General features: G+C 34.5%; 5 protein-coding genes, 1 pseudogene and 1 other annotated feature. All 6 genes and pseudogenes read left to right on the forward strand.

Going from position 1 to position 3,714, the window contains the following annotated elements; all coding sequences use genetic code 11:
* A pseudogene (locus tag ACT8VG_RS08530) lies at nt 1-447 on the forward strand (hypothetical protein); the annotation flags it as partial.
* The gene (locus tag ACT8VG_RS08535) at nt 440-1,381 is read left to right on the forward strand and encodes a 3'-5' exoribonuclease YhaM family protein (protein WP_217106309.1); all 942 of its coding nucleotides are present in this window, start codon (nt 440-442) and stop codon (nt 1,379-1,381) included. The pseudogene ACT8VG_RS08530 and the gene ACT8VG_RS08535, both read left to right, overlap by 8 nt.
* A gap of 42 nt (nt 1,382-1,423) precedes the next feature.
* Nucleotides 1,424-1,849 carry a cell division protein SepF gene (locus ACT8VG_RS08540; RefSeq protein WP_117459551.1) on the forward strand — a complete coding sequence of 142 codons (426 nt, stop codon included), beginning with the start codon at nt 1,424-1,426 and terminating at the stop codon, nt 1,847-1,849.
* A 34-nt stretch (nt 1,850-1,883) separates the two neighbouring features.
* Nucleotides 1,884-2,630, forward strand: a complete 747-nt coding sequence (locus ACT8VG_RS08545; protein ID WP_117459539.1) for a YlmH family RNA-binding protein — start codon at nt 1,884-1,886, stop codon at nt 2,628-2,630.
* Between the two features lie 12 nt (nt 2,631-2,642).
* Complete coding sequence (locus tag ACT8VG_RS08550; RefSeq protein ID WP_217106308.1) at nt 2,643-3,107, forward strand: DivIVA domain-containing protein; 465 nt, start codon at nt 2,643-2,645, stop codon at nt 3,105-3,107.
* Nucleotides 3,066-3,266, forward strand: a binding site (T-box leader). (Overlaps the previous gene by 42 nt.)
* A gap of 35 nt (nt 3,267-3,301) precedes the next feature.
* A partial coding sequence (locus ACT8VG_RS08555; RefSeq protein ID WP_444195631.1) for a class I tRNA ligase family protein occupies nt 3,302-3,714 on the forward strand: 413 nt, incomplete at its 3' end.

Here is a 3,714-nt window from a genome sequence, read left to right on the forward strand (position 1 = left end):
CTTAAGAAGGGTAAAGGCTTAAAAAAGGCACTTATTGATTTAAAGAATAAAGACATTCCAGAACATTTAATTGAAGAAGAAATCGAAAAATTTGACGAATCAGAAGAAAAAGAATATGCTTTTAATATTGTGGATCAGCTCTATTCAAACAATAGAAAGCTTTCTCCACAGGGATTAATTCAAAAAATCAAGAGAACCTTATATAATAAAGGATATAGCGAAAATACAATTCTTTCTGTTATGAATAGCTATGATTTTGAATTTTCTCATGAACGTACATTGTCTTTATTAAAACAGGAATGTGAAAAGACATATAAACGTTATCAAAATAAATATCATGGTCAGGAATTAAAGATGCGTATCAGCCGTTTTCTTAAGCAGAAGGGGTATGATTATGAAGATATCCTGATTGTGATGGATGAAATATGGAGTGAATTGAATGATTAAAATTAATGAAATGAATCCAGGAAAAGAAACAGTTGGTTTTGAAGCTATTATTATCTCAGTCACTGTAGGTAAAACAAATGGTGCCAACAAGTCTTCTTATTTAAATATTGTCTTACAGGATGCAACAGGTACTATTGATGCAAAGCTCTGGTCTGCCACAGATGAACAGATCCGTTTATTTGAAAGAGGGCAGGTTGTAAGAGGTAAAGGAGATATCATCAACTATAAGGGCATGAGACAGATGAAAATCGTTAAGCTTGAGCCTATTGAAATGAATGATGAACAGAAGGCTTTATTCTTACCACAGCCACCTATTGAAAAAGCAGTGATGCAGAAGGAATTAGATATGTATATGAAGAAGATCCACAACATTCGTCTTTATGCGATTACTCATGGACTTATTGAAAAACATTATACAGCTTTTGTGAACTATCCTGCAGCTACTAAAAATCATCATGATTTTGCCTCAGGACTTCTTTATCATACTTTATGTATGTTGAAACTTGCAGATCAGCTCATTAACGTTTATAGCTTTCTAGATGCAGATTTACTATATGCAGGTGTTATTCTACATGATATTGGTAAGGTTAAGGAATTCACAGGACCTATTGTTCCTGCTTATTCTATTGAAGGAAGCTTAGTAGGTCATATCTCTATTGGCCATGCAATGGTGAAGGACATGGCAGAAGAATTACATATTGAGGGAGAAGAAGTATTCTTACTAGAACATATGATTCTTTCTCATCATGGTAAACAGGAATATGGATCTCCAGTTCTTCCCCAGATTCCTGAAGCAGAAGCATTAACACTTATTGATAATGTGGATGCAAGAATGAATATGTTTGAAAAAGCCCTCAATGATACTGAACCAGGATCATATTCTGCACGTATCTTTGGGTTAGAAAATAGAAATGTATACAAATCACATCACTAATGTGTTATAATAAACAAAACAAACAGGAGGTTTTACATGTGTATGGATAAGGTTAAAGATTGGTTATTCGGTGAAGAAGAAGGATATACAGAAGATTACAATACTGCACAAAACGGACAGGAAGAAAATTCTAATATTTTTGAAAACAATAAGACTAAAAAGACAAGTGAGATGTTGAAGCCATTTGATGCCAACTCTAGTCTTGTATTATTTGAACCACGTGCTTATTCTGATTCTCAGGAAATTGGTGGTTATTTAAAGAAAAATAAAGCAGCTGTCGTTAACCTACATCGTTTACAGAAGGAACAGCAGAAACGTGTTGTTGATTTCTTAACTGGTGTTATTTTCGCAATTGATGGTGACATTCAGGTAATTGGCCCTAAGATTTTCTTATGTACACCTAAGAACATCGGTGTAACTGGTTCAATTACTCTTGATGATGACACACCTACAAGTACGGAGGAATAAGTATTAGCATCCGCTAATACTTTTTTTATGAAATATGTTAGAACATTTTAAAGGTGATGAAGAATTCGTCTCTAAAATATTAGATTACAAGGATCAGGCACTTTACTCACAACGTATGATTCTTACACAATTTCTTGATCCACATCAGCAGTCCATTGTAGAAAGTGTAATTGGTCATGAACTCAAAGTAGAAGCAGATGGAGGCTTTGATGGGGCAGAAAACAAAAGAGTACTCATCGCGCCTGATTTCTATGAATTTGAACCTGAAGACTTTAAAGTCACAGTATTTCAAGTAGATTACAATGATACATTTGGAAAACTCAAACATTCCGATGTCTTAGGGGCTTTAATGCATCTCGGTATTAAACGTCAATGTATCGGTGATATCAATGAAGAGCCACTTTCCTTTGCATGTATGACAGAAAATAGTGATTATATTCGTATGAATCTCACACGTATCAAACGCTCTTCTATTCATTTGGTAGAAAGTAAAGAACGTCTTTCTATTCAGCAGGATACCTATACTAAAACAGTAATCGTTTCTTCTTTGCGTTTAGATAAGATGGTTGCTGCATTATTTGGCATTTCTCGCAATAAAGCAGTAGAAGCCATTCATGGGCAGTATGTCAAGCTTAACTACAAAGTTATTGAAGATATTTCAAAAATATGCGATAATAACGGTATAATATCTTTACGTCATCATGGCCGAGTAAAGATATTCATAACAGATAGAAGAACAAAGCAGGATAATTATGTAATAGAAGGCCAATATTATCGATGAGGGGACACGGTTATGGGATACATGTTCAATAAGCAGCTTCGTGGGTATAATACTGAAGAAGTCGATGATACGATTGAGACTTTAGAAAAGAAAATTCAGGAAACTACTTTACAAATCAGAAGACTTGAAAAAGAGTTGGATAAAGTTAAAAAAGAAAATATCGCGATGGCTAATCGTCAATCTGTTGAACGAAAGACCAATGAAGAGATTTCCCGTCTTGCTTTAAAGGAAGCCAGTGAACTGATTACAAAGGCAAAGCATAATGCGAATATGATTCTTAAAGAGTCTATGAATTATGTGAAGGGTTTAAGTGATGAAGTAGAAGGCTTTAAGGATGAAGCAAAAGATTTTAGGGCTGAAATTGTAAAAATCAGCACAGAATTACTAGAAACTATTGACAAATCAGAAATTTTTAGTTTAATTAATGAAGAAGAAAAAAAAGCGAAGAAAGAGAGCGCTGATCAAGAGAACTTATAGAGAAGCCGTGGGTGGTGGAAACGGTGAAGGTGTATTGGTCAGGAATCACTCTGGAGCTGCATCCTGAATAAAGTAGGGAATGCCGTTGATTGCGTTAAGATCTTAAGTGCATATCGAACGATATGAACAAAGGTGGTACCGCGTGCAAACGTCCTTTATGAAGGACGTTTTTTTATTTGTGAAAGGGGATATATATGAATTACAAAAGCACACTCTTAATGCCAAAAACTGATTTTGAGATGCGTGGTAAGCTTCCTACTAAGGAACCTGCTTACGTAGAAAGATGGCAGAACGCTAACATGTATGAAAAGGTTATCAAACAGAATGAAGGAAAAGAACATTTCATTTTCCATGATGGACCTCCATATGCAAATGGTAATATGCATGTTGGACATATGTTAAATAAGGTTATCAAAGACGTTATTTGTCGTTATAAGAATATGGAAGGTTTCTATACACCATATATTCCAGGATGGGATACTCATGGTTTACCTATCGAAAATGCGATTCAGAAGCAGGGTGTAGATAGAAAATCTATCACTAATAAAAAATTAAAAAAAAAATGTTATGCATATGCATTAAAACAGATTGAACGTCAGATGAATCA

The sequence above is a fragment of the Catenibacterium sp. genome (assembly GCF_052354645.1).
Classification (GTDB): Bacteria; Bacillota_I; Bacilli_A; order Erysipelotrichales; family Coprobacillaceae; genus Catenibacterium; species Catenibacterium mitsuoka_A.

What these genes read in the sequence shown, in the direction of transcription:
- ACT8VG_RS08545 (WP_117459539.1), top strand. Translation starts at nt 1,884, where the DNA reads ATGTTAGAACATTTTAAAGGTGATGAAGAATTCGTCTCTAAAATATTA.
- ACT8VG_RS08540 (WP_117459551.1), top strand. Translation starts at nt 1,424, where the DNA reads ATGGATAAGGTTAAAGATTGGTTATTCGGTGAAGAAGAAGGATATACA.
- ACT8VG_RS08550 (WP_217106308.1), top strand. Translation starts at nt 2,643, where the DNA reads ATGGGATACATGTTCAATAAGCAGCTTCGTGGGTATAATACTGAAGAA.
- ACT8VG_RS08535 (WP_217106309.1), top strand. Translation starts at nt 440, where the DNA reads ATGATTAAAATTAATGAAATGAATCCAGGAAAAGAAACAGTTGGTTTT.